The sequence below is a fragment of the Janthinobacterium kumbetense genome, from assembly GCF_023703445.1.
Taxonomy (GTDB): domain Bacteria; phylum Pseudomonadota; class Gammaproteobacteria; order Burkholderiales; family Burkholderiaceae_D; genus Janthinobacterium; species Janthinobacterium kumbetense.
The window spans coordinates 195,894-211,558 of the sequence record NZ_JAMQGR010000009.1; the positions used below are offsets into that span (position 1 = coordinate 195,894).

Genomic DNA, 15,665 nt, shown 5'->3' on the forward strand with positions numbered 1-15,665 from the left:
CGCCCATTTGAAAGTTAAACGGCTGTTTGATATAATTCCATCCAATATTAAACAGCTGTTTAAACGATGGGAATGGCATGACGGAAGAAAAGAGAAGCGAGCAGGAAACGGAACCGGCCCGCGCGCGCATCCTGCAAGTGGCGGTCCAGCTGTTTGCCGACGAAGGTTACCGGCTCGCGTCCGTGCGCCGGATTTGCGAAGCGGCCCACGTCAACGTGGCGATGGTCAATTATTACTTTCATGGCAAGGAAGAGCTGTACCTGGCCGCCTTCGACCATGCGCGCGCGCTGGCGCGTGCCTCGGCCGCTGCGGCGCCGGAAGCCAGCCCGGCGGCGGCCGTGGCGCCCGTGGAACAGTTGCGCCTGGCGATACAATCGATGGTATTCGACATGCTGCGTCCGGGACCGGCTTCGCTGTTCAGCCGCCTGGTGGCGCGCGAACTGATCGAGCCGACGGCCGCCATCCACATGCTGGCAGACCGCGATGTGCGCGCGCACCATGCGCTGTTTACGGGCTTGATCCGTGGCGTGGTGGGGCCAGCCATGCCGGCGGACGTGGTGCAGAAATGCGTGTTCAGCGTGATCGGCCAGGCCGTGTTCTACGCCCGTTCGCGCATCGTGCATGAATTGGTGGCGCCGGAAATCACCTATGACGAGGCGGGCACCGCCAGCATTGCGCAGCATGTCGCCGCGTTTTCGCTGGCCGCCCTCGATGGCTTGCGCCGCCAGCATGCCGCGCAGGCGGCCGCATGAAGGCGCGCAACCTGACCCTGGTGCTGGCGGGGCTGGCCATGCTGGGCCCGTTCGCCACGGATACCTTCCTGCCGTCGTTTCCCGCGATCGGCACGCATTTCGACGTCAGCAGCGTGCTGGTGCAGCAGACCCTGAGCGTCTACCTGGCCGCCTATGCCTTCATGACCTTGTTCTACGGCACCTTGTCCGACTCCTTCGGCCGCCGTCCCGTGATCCTCGCTTCGCTGCTGATCTTTGCCGTGGGTTCCATCGGCGCCGCCTTCGCGCCCAGCTTTGGCTGGCTGTTGTTCTTCCGCGGCATGCAGGGCGCTTCGGCGGGGGCGGGCAGGGTGATCGGACAAGCCATCGTGCGCGACAGTTTGTCGGGCGCGGCCGCGCAAAAGATGCTGGCCAATATCATGATGGTGTTCGGCATCGCGCCCGCCATCGCCCCCATCATCGGCGGCTGGCTGCACGTGGCCTACGGCTGGCAATCGACGTTCGTGTTCACGTTTTCCGTCACCGTGCTGCTGGCGCTCGCCTGCCTGAAAGGCTTGCCGGAAAGTTTAGCCGTCGAGCAACGCCAATCCTTCCACCCAGGCAACATCGCGCGCAATTACTGGCTGGCCTTGCGCCACCGGGCATTCCTGCTGCGTTCGCTGGCCGTGGCCTTCGCGTTTGGCGGCTTCGCCCTGTACATCGCGTCCGCGCCGCATTTCATCCTGGAATTGCTGCGTTTGCCGGAAACGGCGTTCGGCTGGATGTTCATCCCCATGGTGGCGGGCCTGGTGGGCGGCTCGGCGCTGTCGGGCAAACTGGCCCATGCGGTGAAAAGCACCGTGCTGGTGCGCTGGGGCTTGCTGGCCATGGCCGCCACGGGCGCGCTCAATATTGCATATAACCACTGGTTCGCGGCCAGCATCCCGTTCGCCGTCGTGCCCGTGATGCTGTACGCGTTCGGCATGTCGCTGGCCTTGCCGGGCATGACCATGTCGACGCTCGACATCTTCCCGCAGATGCGGGGCCTGGCCGCCTCGTTGCAAAACTTCGTGCAAATGCTGGTGTTTGCGCTGGTGTCCGGTTTTGTCGCACCGCTGCTGTTCGACAGCGCATTGGAATTGGCCCTGGGACAGGCTTCGGCCGTGGCGCTGGCCGCGTTTTTCTGGTGGCTGGGCACGCGCCAGGACGCGGCGCAGGGCGCGATGGGAGTTGCCAAAACAGCATGAGCGGAGTTTGAAAAGGATGGCATGCTTTCTGCTTTGTTACACTGTGACAATCAGACCCACGCGGGTCTAAGCAGTTTTGCAACTTTACCTTTGGCTATCATGCACTTGATTAACTCCAGTTTGAACCACGCCTTGCGCGTGCCGCTGGCCGCGGAAATCCACTCGCGGCCATTCTTGCAGCTCGACGCCCCCGAGCTGATCACCCATCTGGCCGTATATAAAGATGACAGCGCGGCGCCCGGTGCGTCGAATATGGCGGCCCAGCACGCCACCCTGGCGGCCCTGTGCACGCATTTCGGCGTCACGCCGCCCGCCGCCGAAGCCAAGTATTTTTACTACGATTTCGGCCGCTTCCGCCTGAAATGGGAATGCCACACGGAATTTGCCACGTTCACCTTCGCCGAGCATCCTGGTACCGCCGTGCCCCTGGAGCAGGCGTTCGAGCGCATGCCGCTGGCGCAATTGCCGCAGCAATGGCTGGCGGGCTTGAAGGGCAAGCTGATGGTGGCGGCGCACGTGGTGCTGGAGCAAGCGACCGAGCCGGCCGAGATCTTCATGCAAGGCTTGTCGCGCGTGTTCGAAGGCAATACCCTGGCCGGCAGCAAGGTATTGCAGGGCGGCGAATTGTGGACGGATTTCACCATCCAGTCCGACGGCTTCAGCCGTTTCGTCATCCGCGACGCAGGCATGCGCTCGCAGCAGTCGGGCCGCTTGGTGCAGCGCGTGCTGGAAATCGAAACCTACCGCATGATGGCCTTGTTGGGCCTGCCTTACGCCATGCAGGCGGCACCATCCTTGAATGCCATCGAGAATGAACTGGCGACCCTGGCGGCCGCCATGGTGGACACGGACGATGCGCCGGGCCTGGTCAAGGCCGACGAAGGCGTGGCCGAACAAGCCTTGCTCGACCGCATCACGCGCCTGGCCGCCCGCATTGAAAAGCTGTCGCTCGACAATAGCTACCGCTTTTCCGCTTCGAAAGCCTACATGGGCCTCGTCAAGGCCCGCATCGACGAGTTGCGCGAAGTACGCATCGAAGGCATCCCCACGGTCGAGGAATTCATGGACCGCCGTTTGACGCCCGCCATGAATACGTGCGCAGCGATGGCCAGCCGCCAGGAAGCGATGGCGCAGCGCATCGCCAACACGAATGACTTGCTGCGCACGCGCGTGGGCATCGTGCAGGAGTTGCAGAACCGGCAAATCCTGCAATCGATGAACGCCCGCGCCGCGCAGCAGCTGCGCCTGCAGCAAGCGGTGGAAGGCTTGTCCGTTGCCGCCATTTCGTATTACGTGATCGGCCTGTTCAGCTACACGGGCAAGGCGGCCAAGGTGCTGGGCTTGCCCGTGAATCCGGAAATCCTCGTCGGCGCGCTGGTGCCGTTCGTGGCGGCCGCCGTGTGGCTGGGGCTGCGCCGCATGCACCACAAGCTGCACGTGGACTGAACAGGACGACACCGCGCTGTCATTTTTGCTATCTTTCAACATTCGACCGTCAGGTGTTTTGAAAAGGAAGTTGCGTGCTAGCGAATGTTGGAGATGTTTACAGTGTGTTTTCGTCCGAGCTGCAGCAGTATGTGGCTTGTCAGGTCACCCGCATCAAGGATGCATCCTCGTCCAGGCCGGTAGCTGCCGTGCTGGAGCTGGACTGGACCGGTGACGCCTTGCCCGATGCGGCGGCCGTGCAAGCCATGCGGCCGCTGCTGTGCGATTATTTCTTCTGGAACAAACGCCACGATCACTGCTATGCCACGGCGAACGTGCCGCCTGGCTATACGCTCGTTGGCAATATCGCGCCGCTGGTGGATGTGGAAGTGAACAGCTACCGCAGCGCCTGGTACGTGGGCGACAGCGTGCTGCGCCAGCGCAACTGGGAGCGCATCGATCCGCTGCGGCGCCAGCAGTTCAAGGCCGCGTCGGACAAGCGTGAAGTGACCTTGGGCGGCCAGGTCTTCCGGCAAGACGCGACGAAAATCAATGACAGCGTCTTGCAGGCGCTGGGCGACGTGTCCGAGCTGGAACAACTGCCTTGCCTGATGTCGATCGAGACTGGCAACGGCACGCAAGCCTTGATGGAGTTTATCCAGGGCAATCCCTTCATCAATGAGCTGGACTGGCAATCATCGACGGTGCATGCGCTCGATTTCAGCGGCAGCGGCCTGGAACGCCTGATCCTGCAGCCCGATGGCGCCACCAGCCTCGTCTTGAACGAAGGCTTGAACCTTCTCGCGCTGGGCAGCGCGCCATCGCCGGCGCTGCGCATCGAAGATGGCGCCGATGGCCGCCACCTGACACTGCAGTGCAAGCACGCGCTGCCGCCGTTCCACGGCCTCGGCCAGCTGGGCGGCCTGTCGCTGATCGGCATGAAGGAAGTTGATCTGGCGCAAGTGGCGCGGCGTTTTCCCCATCTGACCTCCTTGCGCATCTGGGGCAAACCGGGAATGGCATCGCAGATGGCCAGCCTTGCGCAGCTGAGCCAGCTGCGGACGTTCACCGCCTATGACTTGTTCGGATTCACGGCGGGGGAGTTTCCATCGGCCGCGCAATTGCCGCAGCTGTCGGCCTTGTGGCTGACCAGCTTGCCCGCCGATGTCGCCAAGGCCATCAAGGCCGGCTACAAGAAAGCGGCGGCGCAGGGACTGGACTTATCGGTCACCAAGGCGCGCAAGCCGGAATGGCTGGCTGAAAACCTGCTCAACCCGTTCCGCGACTGGGATGGCCGCGAGCAAATTCCCCCTGCGTATGCGAAAAAGGCTGCGCTGGCCTACAAGAACATGCTGGCCGTGACGCGCAGCATCGATGCGGCCATGGCGGCGACGGCGGCCGCCGCCGCGCTGGAAGCGATGGTCGCCGCCTATGTGGAGGCATTCAACAAGATCGACCGGCGCGCAAGCATCATCGAGACGGTCGAGCGCGAGGAAATCTACACGGTGCTGGCGGAGCTGCTGGCCCAGCTGCGGCAGCAATTGCAGCAAGCGGGCGGGCAGGGGGCTGCACTCGTCGACGAGGCGGCCTTGCTGGAGCTGTTCGACCGCTTGCGCGAATTCTAGGCTTGCTGGCAATCTAGAAAAAAAGTTCTAGACAGAGCGTTCTAGATTGGGTATTCTAGCGTCATGCTAAAAAATACCTCCACTCCCCATCCCACGGCCGCCGAACTGGACCTGCTGCGCATCCTGTGGCAGCGCGGTCCGTCCGACGCCCGCGCCGTGTATGACGCCCTGGCCGCGGAGCGTGCCGACGCCAGTTACGCCACCGTGCTGCGCCAGTTGCAATTGATGCATGGCAAGGGCTTGCTGAGCCGCGACGAAAGCCAGCGGCCGCAGCTGTATGCCGCCGTCGAAGCGCAGGAAAAGCTGCAGACCAGCCTGCTCAAGGACTTGATCGGCAAGGTGTTTTCCGGTTCCGGCAAGGCGCTCGTACTGACGGCGCTGCGCGAGCACGTGAGCGACGCGGAACGCCTGGAAATTGAAAAAATTCTGAGCAGCAAGGATGGCAAGGCGCCATGAACGTGGACATGCACCTCGGCATCGATGTGGGCAACCTTGTCCCCGCGCTGGGCTGGGTCTTGCTGTATTTCGTCTGGCAGGGCTTGATCGTCGGCGCCGTATCTGCCGTAGTGCTCCGGCTGCTGCGCCACGCCAGCGCGCGCTGGCGCTATGCCGTCTGCGCGCTGGCGTTGCTGTTGTGCCTGTGCATTCCCTTTGTGCACCTGCTGTCTCTGCTGTCGGGCGTCTCGCCGGCCCGGCTGCCGGTGGATGCGCCGCCCGCCTGGCGCGCCGCGCTGCAAGCCTGGATGCCGGCCCTGGTGCTGGCCTGGAGCGCGGGCGTTGGCCTGATGAGCTTGCGCCTGTGCCTGGGCCTGGCCTGGGTCGGCAAGTTGCGCCGCCAGGCAGTGGCCGCGCCAGCCATCTGGCAGGCCCGCCTCGATGCGCTGGCGCAGCGCATGGGCTTGCGCCGCAGCTGCCAGGTGCCGCTGAAGCTGCATGCGGGCCTGGCCAGTCCCGTCACCGTGGGCTTCTGGCGCCCCGTCATCCTGCTGCCGGCCGCCTTGCTGAGCGGCATGCCCGTCGCCTTGCTGGAAGCGCTGCTGGCGCATGAACTGGCCCACGTGCGGCGCTGGGATTACCTGGTCAATCTGTTGCAAAGCGTGGCCGAGGCACTGCTGTTTTTTCACCCCGTCGTCTGGTGGCTGTCGGCGCGCATGCGGGCCGAACGGGAGCAGGTGGCAGACGCCCTGGCGGCGCAAGCGCTGCAAGACCCGCAGCAGCTGGCCACGGCGCTGCATGCGCTGTCCCTGCACGCTGCCGTGCCGCAACATTCCGGCTTGCTGATGTCGGCACGTGGCGGGGCCTTGCTGACGCGCATAGAACGCCTGATGGCGCCCGGTCCCGACACGGCCGGCTGGAAACTGGCCGTGCCCGCCTTGTTGCTGGCTTGCGCCACCTTGCTGCTGCAGGTGCAGGGCAAGCCCGCCGTCAACGGGGCGACCCTGGCCGAGGCCGCCTCCGGCATGCTGGCCTTGCCCGTCAGCGCGAAACACATGCTGGTGTTCGATGACGCCAGCGGCAAGGTGCTGATGGCGAAAGATGCGGACACCGTCGTGCCCATCGCCTCGATCACCAAGCTGATGACGGCCATGGTGGTGCTCGATGCGGGCCTCGACCCGGAGGAACAGCTGCGCATCGTGCGCGCCGATGGCGATACCTCGATGCAGCGCCACAGCCTGCTGGCCGAGGGCGTGGCCGTGTCGCGCGGCGCGCTGTTGCAACTGGCGCTGCTGCCATCCGAAAACCGCGCCGCCGCCGCGCTGGCGCGCACTTATCCCGGTGGCAGCGCGGCGTTTCATCAAGCCTTGCAAGCGAAGATCCGCCAGCTGGGTTTGACGCGCACCACCCTGACGGATCCGGTCGGCAGTTCGCCCGCGAATACGTCCACGGCCAGCGAAGTGGCGAAGATCGTCGCGGCGGCCGCGCGCTATCCGGACATCGCGCGCATCACCAGCCACCCGCAGGCGAGCGTGGCCGTCAATGGCAGGACGCGCACCTTGCACAACACGAATCCGCTGGTGGGCGGCAAGGGCTGGGACATTTTGCTGTCCAAGACGGGCAGCAGCAATGCGGCGGGCAGCTGCCTGACGATGCGCATGCGCAGCGGCGGCAAGCACGTCACCGTGGTGCTGCTGGACGCCGCCGGCGCGCAGCGGCGCTCGCTCGACGCCGGACACATCCGCGACACCCTGGCCGACAGGACCGGCCGCATGCATTGATACCCCCCCCGGGCGCGCCAGTGCGGGCGCCCTTCTTTTTGACACTCTGGAGATGAAGATGACACTATTGGCGAAGTTGATGCTGGCTACGGTTGCGACCATGGCGGCTGGCGCGGTGCAGGCGAAGACGCCCGCACCGGTGCAGGATAAACCTGTTAATTGTGATAGTTGCAAGGAATGGAACGCGCCCGTCAAGCCGTTCAATGTCTTTGGCAATACCTGGTACGTGGGCACGGCCGGCCTGTCCGCCGTGCTGGTGACGAGTCCGCAGGGCCATATCCTGCTCGACGGCGCGCTGCCGCAATCGGCGCCCCTGATCATCGCGAATATCCAGGCGCTGGGCTTTCGCATCGAGGATGTGAAAGTCATCCTCAATTCGCATGCCCATTGGGACCATGCGGGCGGCATTGCCGCGTTGCAAAGGGCCAGCGGCGCCACCGTGATGGCCAGCGCCTCGGGCGCCCTTGGCCTGCAAAGCGGCACGAACGGCAAGGACGATCCGCAGTACCAGGCCAATCCCGTCGTGCACGTCGCCAAGGTGCGCAAGGTCAGCCTGGTGGGCGAGGGTGATACCGTCAAGGTCGGACCGTTGACCTTGACGGCCCACATGACGCCGGGCCATACGCCAGGCGGCACGACGTGGACGTGGACCTCGTGCGAAGGCGACCGCTGCCTGGACGTCGTGTATGCGGATAGCCTGAACCCGTATGCGAGCGGCGATTTCCGCTATACGGGCAAGGGCGCGGGCAAGGGTGGCACGCCTGACATCTCAGCCTCGTTCGAAGCGAGCATCGCCAAGGTGGCGGCCTTGCCATGCGACATCATCATCCCCGTGCATCCGGGCACGACGGACGTGCTGGGCAAGGCCGCCAGACGCAGCGGTACGGACAATCCCCTGATCGACGCCAGCGCCTGCCGCGCCTATGCGGCCGAAGCGGGCGGCTTGCTGGCCAAGCGCCTGGCGAAGGAACGGGGCGAGGTGCTGCCTCTTGACGCGAAGGGTGCGGCGCACGCGCACTAAGCCGTTTTACTGTGCCGCCTGCTGTTTTTGCAGGCGTTTCAGGAACACCGTCATTTCCTTGACGGCTTGCAAGTCGCCTTGCTGTTGGGCCACCGTCATACCGGTGGTCCAGGCGGCTTGCGCGTCATCCAGCCGGCCCAGCTGGTGCAAGGCCTTGCCCAGCAGCTTCCAGGCGGCGGAATAGCCCGGTTGCTGCGCGGTGGCTTGCGCCAAATGCAGGGCCGCTTGCTGCGCGTCATGCTCTTTCAGGTAAGCATCTCCCAGGCCAAAGCGCAGCAGCGCGTTGTCGCGCCCCTGCGCCAGCAGTTTTTCCAGTTTTTCACGCATGCCCGGCCTCATTAATATGCAAGTTTATCCTTGCATATTAACGCTTCCACCTGCCAGTAACAAGCCGGCGTTCAGCCGGCCATATCCACCACCAGCTTGCCGCGCGCTGCCAGACACCGTTACGCCGACGTGAACGGTCGTCACGCCCACGGCCAAGGTGCCAGTGTCCGTGGAGTTCTTGGCGCAGATTTTCCATGAAATCTTTAATGAGAATTGATTATCAATTATAATGCAAGCCTATTGCATTGAATTGCCCATTGTCAGGAATCCCATGTCCGTGTTTTACCGCCGCCCCGTGGCGCTTTTGCTTGCCGCCGCCTCTCCCCTGGTGCTGGCGGCTGACCCTGCCGCCGACAAGCCCGCTGGGCAGGATGTCGTCACCGTCAAGGCCGAGCGCCAGCACTACCGCAGCCTGTCGGCCACGGGCGCCACCAAGACGGATGCCTTGCTGATGGACTTGCCGCAAAGCGTGCGCGTGCTGACCGGCGACTTGCTGCGCGACGCGGGCGTGACGACCCTGGCTGGCGCGCTGGACCTGGCCAGCGGCATTGCGAAGCAAAGCCCGCTGGGCGGCCTGTGGGACAGTTATGCCATGCGCGGCTTCACGGGCGACCCGAATTTCGGTTCCGACTACATGGTCAACGGTTTCAGTTCCAGCCGCGGCTACAACGGCATGCGCGACGGCGGTAATACGCAGGCGGTGGAAGTGTTGAAAGGCCCCGCTTCGGCCCTGTACGGCCGGGGCGAGCCGGGCGGCACGGTGAACATCACGACGAAAAAGCCGAAGTTCACGCCCGAATATGGCGTGGATTTTTCACTGGGCAGTTTCCAGACGCGCCGCGCCGCCGCCGACTTGACGGGGCCGTTGAGCGGCACTATCGCCTACCGCCTCAACGCGGCGCATGAAGAGGGGCACAGCTTCCGCGATACCTTGAAGGTCGAACGCAGCCTGTTTTCGCCTTCCTTCCTCTGGCTGCTGGGCGAACACACGACCGTGTCGTATGAAATCGAAGCGGTGCGGCAGCGCGCGCCGTTCGACCGGGGCGTGGTGGCCGTGCATGGCCAGCTGGGACTTGTCCCCGTCTCGCGCTTCCTGGGCGAACCGGGCGACGGTCCCATGACCGTCAAGTCGCTGGGGCAGCAGCTGTTCCTCCACCACGCGCTGTCCGACGACTGGACGGTGCAGGCGGGCGTTTCTTACCGCGACAGCGAACTGACCGGCTATTCGACCGAGGCGAACAAGCTGCTGGCCGATGGCCGCACCCTGAACCGCCAGCGCCGCCACCGCGATTTTTCGGCCACCGACGCGTCGGCCCGCGTCGAGTTGCTGGGCAAGTTCAGGACGGGGGGCCTGGCGCACGAAGTGCTGGCCGGTGTCGACGCCTATCATTTCGACGACCACCGGGTGCAGCTGCGGCGCAATCCCTCGGCAGCAAATGCCTATGCCATCGATATCTTCCATCCCGCGTATGGCGGCAAGGCCGATCCGCTGGCTCTGTCCATCGATACGCAGGAAGGGCAACGGGCGCGCGGCCTGTATGCGCAGGATCAACTGGACCTGGGTGCCCAATGGAAGGCGCTGGTCGGCGTGCGCCACGATAGCTACACGCAGGATGTGAGGAATAATCGCTTGAACGTGAGCAACCGCCAGTCGCTGTCGGCCACCAGCCCCCGCGCGGGCCTCGTCTACCAGCCATCGAAGGCATGGTCGCTGTATGCGAGCGCGGCGAAGGGCTTCCGGCCCAACAGCGGCATCAGCATCGCCAACCAGGCTTTCCCGGCCGAGCGCAGCCGCTCGTATGAGCTGGGCGCGAAGCTGGAAACGGGCAAGCTGACGGGCACCGTGGCCGTGTACGACATCCGCAAGCGCAATGTACTGACGACGAATCCCGCCAACACGGACTTCGCCATCGCGGCGGGCGAGGTGCGCAGCCGTGGCCTGGAGCTCGACGTGTCGGGCGAAGTGGCGCGCGGCTTGCGCGTCTCGGGCGCCTATGCTTATACGGACGCCACCGTCACGCGCGGCGACAATACGATCGTGACGGGCAGCCGCTTCGCCAACGTGCCGCGCCACAGCGCCAATGTCCTTGCCACGCAGCAGTTCGCGCTGGGTACGGGCACGGCCAGCGTGGGCGGCGGCGTGCAGTACGTGGGCGAGCGCCTGGGCGACGTCGCCGTCAGCAGCAGTTTTACCCTGCCGGCCTACACGACGGCCAAATTGCTGGCCTCGTATTCGCCGAACGCCAAACTGCGCCTGGCCTTGAACGTGGAAAACCTGTTCAACCGCAGCTACTATGCGAGTTCCTATAGTCAGCTGTGGGTGGCGCCGGGGGCCGAACGCACGCTGACCCTGAACGCGTATTACCGTTTTTAAGCTATCGCCATGACCTTGACTTCTACTGCTACCTTGCGCGCCCGCATCGCCGTCATCGACGTATTGCGCGGCCTCGTCATGCTGATCATGCTGTTCGACCATGTGCGCGAAACGGTCTTCCTGCACCACCAGGTGAGCGACCCGATGGATGCGGCCAGCGTCGATCCGGCCCTGTTCTTTACCCGCCTGGCGGCCCACGTGTGCGCACCCATGTTCGTCTTCCTGACGGGTCTGTCCGCCTGGCTGTACGCGCATCCGGCGGCCGGGCCCCGCAGCGCCAGCGGTTTTCTGTTCAAGCGGGGCTTGCTGCTGGTGCTGCTGGAACTGGTCTTCGTCAACTTCGCCTGGAGCGGGGCGTTTCCGCCGGCCGTGCTGTATTTGCAGGTGATCTGGGTCATCGGCCTGGCCATGATGGCGCTGGCCGTGCTGCACCGGCTGCCATTGAAAGTGCTGGCGCTGCTGGGCGTGGCGATCATCGCGGGACAGCATCTGTTGACCGGCTTGCGCGCGGAAGAGGGCAGCTTTGCCTATTACGCGCTGACGGTGCTGCTGCAACGGGGTTACCTAGTGGCGGACGGCGCCATGAAGATCAAGGTCAGCTATCCGCTGCTGCCATGGATAGGCGTGATCGTGCTCGGCTATGCGGCCGGCCCCCTGTATGCGCGCGGCCGCTCTGTCGAAGGACGGCGCCGCCTGTTGCTGGCGCTGGGCGGCGGCAGTTTGCTGCTGCTGGCCGTGCTGCGCGGTTTGAATATGTATGGCGAAACCTTGCCGTGGGTGGCGGGCGACACGGCCTTGCGCACGGTCATGAGCGTACTGAACTTCACCAAGTATCCGCCGTCGCTGGATTTCCTGCTGTTCACTCTGGGCCTGGGCTTGCTGGGCCTGGCCTGGCTGGAAAGCGTCGACAACTGGTTCACGCGGGCGTGCGCCACCTTTGGCGGCGCGCCCATGTTTTACTATCTGCTGCATTTATACCTGCTGCTGGCCATCGGCCTCGCCTTGACGGTCGTGCTGGGCGCCAACCACGGTGCCCGGTATGGCGTCGAGCATGTCTGGCAAGTGTGGCTGATCGCGCTGGCCCTGATGCCCGTGCTGTACTTTCCCTGCCGCGCGTTCGCCAACTACAAGCGCACTTCGCAACGGGCGTGGGTGCGCTATTTCTGAAGCATGCCTACTTGCAGTACAGCCTGTCGATGCTGTGGCTGGACGCCAGGTAATGCCGTGTCTGCCACGAAATCGCCACGCGGTAGGCGCACGGCGGATCGAGCGCCACGTTGACGGGGAAGCCGCCATTGTTGCCCGATAAATGCGGTCCGCCCGCGCCGCCGCGGAACAGATAGTTGCTCGGTGGCGGCGGTGGGGTAAAGCTGGCGGCCGGCAGCGGTGGCGGCGGATGCTGGATGCCGTTGTTGTTGGAAATCGTGATATTGAAAAAGCGCAAATGCGGATGGTCGATCGTGTACAGGATATGCACGAGGCCGCCCGCGATGGGGTTGCAGGCATTGCTGCGCAGCTCTTCCAGATCCAGCGCCACGATGACGGGCGAATTGTCGAAGACGATGGAGTCGAGTCCGTCCGTGGCCACCTGCGCCAGGCTGATGCCGTCGCGCACCTCGAAGCCCAGGCGGTAGCGGCGTATCGGTTCGCTTTCGGCCGCCGTCAGGCTGCGGCCCGCGTCGAGGATGGGCAAGCCGCCCGGCAACTTGGCCGGATGCAGGCTGGTGATGGCCGGCGTGTTCACCGTCAGTAGATCAAACGTGCGCAGGAAGATATTGGGCGCCACGTTGACGATGGCCGTCGTGCCATCGCGCATGTCCACCGTGACGGGCTTGCCATCCACCCGTATCCAGCCGCCCGCTTGCAGATCGCCCGCATTGATGATGACGGGCGCCGAATCGGCGAGGCCCAGTCCATTCGTATAAAACACATAACCGACATGCGTGCCCAGCACTTGCGTCAACGGCGCCAGGCTGGCCGGCGCCACCGTGGGCAGCGCCGTGGGATCGTCCGTGCCGCCGGGCCAGGACCATTCGCCGGTCAGGAAGCGGTATTCGAGCGGGTTGGCGGGGATGGCGCTGTTGCGCAGCGGACAATTACCCTTCAGGGTGACGCCGCCGGCGAAGACATACGAGGCGCCCGCGCCGCCTGCATAGCCTTGCGGGGAAAAGCCCGCCAGCGAGGGAAACGGGTGGATGTCGAAGATTTCCACCTGTTGCCAGTGCGGCACGCCTTCCACGTCGGGCGGCAAGACTTCTTTCGAGCACAATTCCACGCAGAAACAGTGGCCCACGTTTTCCCGGCCCGGCTGGCGCCCGTTGGCCTGCGTTTCCGACAGGATGGTCACGCTGCCCAGCTGCGCCGTGAAATACACGTCGGGTCCGCTGGCGAACTCCACGTTGATGAAGGGCGAGAAGGGCGTCAAGGTGAAGTCGGACGCCAGGTAATCGATGCGGAAGCGTCCGCCGGCATCGGTGATCGCCTGGCCCAGCGCGTCGTCCTGCAGCCAGTCGGCGTCGAACGCCCGCACGGTGGCGCCGGCGATCGGCGCATGCGGCGCATCGCAGGTGCGCAGCCGGCCGCAGATGGTCCAGGCGCCGAAGCGGGCGCGCACCAGGCACCAGAAGCGTTGCGGCAGGCAATAGTCCCAGACGGCGAGGAAATCATTGTCGGCCTGGCGCCAGCGTGGCTGGAGCGTGGTGATGGAAAACTGCAGCGGCACGGGGTCTTTCGGCCCCGGTTTCAGATGCGGCACGGTAGGGCACAGGATGTCGACTTCGACGGCCTCGCCCTGGTAATCGCCTGCCAGGGTAAAACTGTAGTTGCCATCGTCGTCCGTGCGCGTTTCGGCCAGCAGGAAGGGGGCCTTGGCCTGCACTTCGTCATCGGTGAGGATGGCGAAGGTTTCCTTGGCGCTGGCCACGGCCAGGGCCGTGACGTTTTGCGACGCGCGCGGCCGGTACAGGCGCACGATGACGTGGGATAAGGCTTCAGGACACTCGGCGCAGATCAAGCCGCACAGCTTGCCTCGCAGGATATAGGCCATGATGGTTCCCTTGCTGAGATGGACGGTGCGCCGCTCGCAATGGCGGCGCTGTTACCAAGCTAGCAAATGGGCCGCCGAAGGGCTTGATCTGGCTTAAACCTCGCGTATTATTTAATCAGCGCCAATACTTCGCGGAAACGCGGATGCTTGCAATCGCGCAACCATTCGAAGGCCAGCATCTCGACCGTCACCAGATGAGCGCCCAGCTTGCCCAGGCGGGCCAGCGCCGCGTCGCGGCTGGCGGCCTGGCGCGAACCGACGGCGTCGATGGCGATGCTCACGTCATAGCCGCGTTCCAGCAGGCCGATGGCCGTCTGCAGCATGCACACATGGGCTTCGCAACCGGTGACGACGATCTGTCTGCGCCCGGCGGGTAGCATGTCCTGCAAGCCATCAAAACAGGCGCCGAAATGCGTCTTGTGCAAGGTCCGTTCGCACAGGGCGGCGATCTCTTCCACGTTCGGTCCCAGCCCCTGGCGGTTCTGTTCCGTGCCCAGCACGGGCACGTCGAGCAGGCGGGCGATCTTCGCCAGGCGCAGGTTCTGTGCCAGCACCAGGCCGGCATCGTGGATGGCCGGCATCAAGCGGCCTTGCAGGTCGACAATGACCAAAACGGCCTGGTTTGCATCCATCAGCATGGCGTTCTCCCTTATTCATTTGTGGCGACAGTGTAGCGCGCAGTCAGCTTGGCCAGCTGGGCGTGGCCGTTTCGCCCATCAGGTAGGCGTGATTGAGGTCGATGGCTGTGCGCAGGTAGTTCCACAGGGCACTGACCCGGGCGATATTGCGCCGCTCGCTCGGCGAGATCATCCAGAAGGCGCGCAGCAGGTCGATCTCGCCATCGAGCACGGGCACCAGTTCGTTCGATTGCTGCGCCACGAAGCAGGGCAGGATCGCCAGCGCCTGGCCCGCGCGCGCCGCGTGGTACTGGGCGATGACGCTGGTGCTGCGAAACGCGCGCAGGGAATCGGGCGCCACGTTGTCCATGTAGCGCAGCTCCGCGCTGAAAACCAGGTCGTCCACGTAGCCGATGATGGGGTGCTGCGCCAGCTGCGCCACGCTGGCGATCGGCGCGTGGCGCGCCAGGTAGCCTGGCGTGGCGTACAGTTTCAGGCGGTAGTCGGACAGCTTGGTCACGACATACGGCCCGGACAGGGGGCGCTCGATGGAGATGGCCACGTCCGCTTCGCGCTTGGACAGGCTGACGAAACGGGGCACGGCGATCAGGTCCACGCTGATGTGCGGGTATCTGCCGCAAAACTGCGCCAGGTGGGGCGCCAGCACGATGGCGCCGAAGCCCTCGGTAGCGCCCAGGCGCACCTGGCCCGACAGCAGGCGATTATGTTCGCCCAGTTCCTCGGTGGCGGCAAACACCGTGCTTTCCATCGTTTCCGCGTATTCCATCAGGCGGTGGCCCTCGGGCGTCAGTTGGTAGCCCACGTAGTTGCGGTCGAACAGTTGCGTGCCCACTTGCTCCTCGAACTTGCGCATGCGTCGCGACACGGTGGAATGGTCGATGCCCAGCTTTTTCGCCGCATCGACGAGGCCGGCGCTGCGCGTCAGTTCCAGGAAGACCCGTACATTGTCCCAATCGAGCATGGCAAACCCTCACTGTGCATTTTTGCAAAGGAATTATGCATTAATTTCACTTGAGTGCATATTTTTACACATGCA

At 64.4% G+C, this 15,665-nt stretch carries 13 protein-coding genes; 9 read left to right on the forward strand and 4 right to left on the reverse strand.

Features of this window, described 5'->3' with window-relative positions:
- Positions 1–77 precede the first annotated feature (77 nt).
- The 7 genes from NCG91_RS22385 (at position 78) to bla (ending at position 8,244) form a co-directional block, all read left to right on the forward strand.
- Positions 78–752: a TetR/AcrR family transcriptional regulator gene (locus NCG91_RS22385; protein WP_251351252.1), complete on the forward strand. Its 675-nt coding sequence runs from the start codon at positions 78–80 to the stop codon at positions 750–752.
- Complete coding sequence (locus NCG91_RS22390) at positions 749–1,957, forward strand: multidrug effflux MFS transporter (protein WP_251351253.1); 1,209 nt, start codon at positions 749–751, stop codon at positions 1,955–1,957. Before NCG91_RS22385 ends, NCG91_RS22390 begins: the two co-directional genes overlap by 4 nt.
- Positions 1,958–2,056: 99 nt before the next feature.
- On the forward strand, positions 2,057–3,403 hold the full coding sequence (locus tag NCG91_RS22395; protein WP_251351254.1) for a DUF3422 family protein: 1,347 nt from the start codon (positions 2,057–2,059) through the stop codon (positions 3,401–3,403).
- Between the two features lie 104 nt (positions 3,404–3,507).
- Positions 3,508–5,007 (forward strand): hypothetical protein, encoded by a 1,500-nt coding sequence (locus NCG91_RS22400; RefSeq protein ID WP_251351255.1) that lies wholly within the window; start codon positions 3,508–3,510, stop codon positions 5,005–5,007.
- A 63-nt stretch (positions 5,008–5,070) separates the two neighbouring features.
- A complete protein-coding gene (locus NCG91_RS22405; RefSeq protein ID WP_099664459.1) occupies positions 5,071–5,463 on the forward strand; it encodes a BlaI/MecI/CopY family transcriptional regulator in 393 nt (130 codons plus the stop codon).
- Complete coding sequence (locus NCG91_RS22410) at positions 5,460–7,223, forward strand: M56 family metallopeptidase (RefSeq protein WP_251351256.1); 1,764 nt, start codon at positions 5,460–5,462, stop codon at positions 7,221–7,223. The genes NCG91_RS22405 and NCG91_RS22410 overlap by 4 nt, the downstream gene beginning before the upstream one ends.
- Positions 7,224–7,281: 58 nt before the next feature.
- On the forward strand, positions 7,282–8,244 hold the full coding sequence (gene bla, locus NCG91_RS22415; protein ID WP_251351257.1) for a subclass B3 metallo-beta-lactamase: 963 nt from the start codon (positions 7,282–7,284) through the stop codon (positions 8,242–8,244).
- Between the two features lie 6 nt (positions 8,245–8,250).
- Here the strand turns inward: bla and NCG91_RS22420 are convergent, their stop codons facing one another.
- On the reverse strand, positions 8,251–8,571 hold the full coding sequence (locus NCG91_RS22420) for a tetratricopeptide repeat protein (protein WP_251351258.1): 321 nt from the start codon (positions 8,569–8,571) through the stop codon (positions 8,251–8,253).
- Between the two features lie 271 nt (positions 8,572–8,842).
- On the opposite strand from NCG91_RS22420, the gene NCG91_RS22425 reads away from it, so the two are divergent.
- Together NCG91_RS22425 and NCG91_RS22430 are read left to right on the forward strand one after the other, a co-directional pair.
- A complete protein-coding gene (locus NCG91_RS22425; protein ID WP_251351259.1) occupies positions 8,843–10,945 on the forward strand; it encodes a TonB-dependent siderophore receptor in 2,103 nt (700 codons plus the stop codon).
- A gap of 9 nt (positions 10,946–10,954) precedes the next feature.
- Positions 10,955–12,112 (forward strand): acetyltransferase domain-containing protein, encoded by a 1,158-nt coding sequence (locus NCG91_RS22430; RefSeq protein ID WP_251351260.1) that lies wholly within the window; start codon positions 10,955–10,957, stop codon positions 12,110–12,112.
- A gap of 7 nt (positions 12,113–12,119) precedes the next feature.
- On the opposite strand, the gene NCG91_RS22435 is transcribed toward NCG91_RS22430, so the two are convergent.
- The 3 genes from NCG91_RS22435 to NCG91_RS22445 all read right to left on the reverse strand — a co-directional run bounded on the left by NCG91_RS22435 (position 12,120) and on the right by NCG91_RS22445 (position 15,590).
- The gene (locus NCG91_RS22435) at positions 12,120–13,991 is read right to left on the reverse strand and encodes a transthyretin-like family protein (protein ID WP_251351261.1); all 1,872 of its coding nucleotides are present in this window, start codon (positions 13,989–13,991) and stop codon (positions 12,120–12,122) included.
- A 107-nt stretch (positions 13,992–14,098) separates the two neighbouring features.
- Positions 14,099–14,629, reverse strand: coding sequence for an isochorismatase family protein (locus NCG91_RS22440; protein ID WP_251351262.1), 531 nt, complete (start codon positions 14,627–14,629; stop codon positions 14,099–14,101).
- 43 nt (positions 14,630–14,672) lie between these two features.
- A complete protein-coding gene (locus tag NCG91_RS22445) occupies positions 14,673–15,590 on the reverse strand; it encodes a LysR family transcriptional regulator (protein ID WP_251351263.1) in 918 nt (305 codons plus the stop codon).
- Positions 15,591–15,665 lie beyond the last annotated feature (75 nt).